2 protein-coding genes are annotated in these 1,655 nt (G+C 62.0%); both read left to right on the top strand.

What is annotated here, in order from left to right; translation table 11 throughout:
• The first annotated feature begins 114 nt into the window (after positions 1-114).
• Positions 115-438 carry a thiosulfate oxidation carrier complex protein SoxZ gene (gene soxZ / locus AC1D0Z_RS21200; protein ID WP_477660131.1) on the top strand — a complete coding sequence of 108 codons (324 nt, stop codon included), beginning with the start codon at positions 115-117 and terminating at the stop codon, positions 436-438.
• Positions 435-1,208 carry a sulfur oxidation c-type cytochrome SoxA gene (gene soxA, locus AC1D0Z_RS21195; protein ID WP_477660130.1) on the top strand — a complete coding sequence of 258 codons (774 nt, stop codon included), beginning with the start codon at positions 435-437 and terminating at the stop codon, positions 1,206-1,208. The genes soxZ and soxA overlap by 4 nt, the downstream gene beginning before the upstream one ends.
• The last annotated feature ends 447 nt before the right edge of the window (positions 1,209-1,655 follow it).

Genomic DNA, 1,655 nt, shown 5'->3' with positions numbered 1-1,655 from the left:
GCGGCTCCCTGCCCCTTGCACGAGAAAAGGGGCCGCTGCGCCCGCAGCTCCGGCGTGGTCTTCCATCCTTACCCACAAGCCTTTCTGCAAGCAACGCTTTGGGACTTAACTGATATGGCACGTACCCTCATCAACGCTCCCTCCACCGCCAAACGCGGCGAAGTTATCGAGATACGCGCGACCATAGGCCACCCGATGGAAACCGGTTTTCGCGCCGGCGAGGACGGCAAGGTCCTGCCGCGCAACATCATCCGGGCCTTCAGCTGCCGCTACAACGGCGAGCTGGTTTTCAGCGCCGAGCTGTTTTCGGCCGTCTCGGCCAACCCCTACCTTGCCTTCCACACTGTGGCCACCGACAGCGGCACACTGGTGCTTCGCTGGGAAGGCGACAACGGTTTTGCGCAGACTGAAAGCATCAACCTGGCCGTCACGGCATGACGCGCATCCTCGCGGGCCTTTTGTTCTTGCTGCTCGCATGCCATGCCGGCGCGCAGACCACGCCGCCAAAAGACCTTCGCCGTTCAGGCTTTGAGGACATGGGAGCGTCCACCCAGACCATGCAAAAAGACGATGCACTGAATCCCGGCATGTTATGGGTCAAGGATGGCGAAGCGCTGTGGAAGCAGCCAACTGGTGCCAGCAACAAGGCGTGTATCGGCTGCCATTCAACGCCGGACAGCATGCGCGGCGTTTCGGCGCGGTACCCGGCGTTTGACACCCGGCTCGGCCGGCCCATTACCTTGAGCCAGCGCATCAACCAGTGCCGCCAGCATCACCAGCAGGCCGCGCCACTTCGTCCGGAGAGCCAGGATCTGCTGAGCCTGGAAAGCTATGTGGCGCTGCAGTCGCGCGGCTTGCCGGTATCGCCGCCCGACGATGCCCGGCTGGAGCCTTTCCGCCAGCGCGGGCAGCAGCTTTTCACACAACGCATGGGCCAGCTGAATCTTTCGTGCGCGCAATGCCATGACGGTTTGGCCGGCAGGCGTCTGGCCAGCAGCGTGATTCCCGAGGCACATCCCACGGGCTACCCGGTTTACCGACTCGAATGGCAGACGCTGGGCTCGCTGCAGCGCCGCATCCGCGGCTGCATGAGCGGGGTGCGTGCCGAGCCGTTTGCCTATGGCGCGCAGGAACTGGTGGAACTAGAGCTTTACCTAAATGCCCGCGCCAAAGGCATGGCGATGGAGACACCGGGCGTGCGCCCGTGAGCTGAGTGGCTGCCGGCGAATGCTATTAATTACATAGCTAACCGTCAATATCCACCAAGGGCTGCGGCACTTTTTTACCAATAATTCAATCCGGCCCGCTTGTTCGGATCAGCGCTACCTTTCCTTGGCACGAACGCTGACAAGGTAAACGCATGGGCTTTTGTGGCGCCTGTTCCCCGCGAGGCTTATGCCACGTCCCGGCTGCCGGCGGGGAGAGGGAGCCGCCTTCCGATTCCCCGCGCCGGGCTCAACGAACACACAGCCGCAAAGCGCGAATGCCTGAACAGTCGAATTGGCACACAAGTTGCTGATCGCCAGATGCATCAGCCGCTTCCCGCTTTCAATCCTGTTGATGGTTGCCAATGCAGCCTTCAGCCCTTCAGGAGCATTCCATGAAACGTCGTCACGTCCTGGCCGCCGGCATCTCTGCCCTGACTGCACCAGCAT

It is taken from the genome of Polaromonas sp. P1_E3, assembly GCF_056405935.1.
Note: the sequence above shows the minus strand (reverse complement) of the source record. Positions and strands in the feature narration are given on the sequence as shown.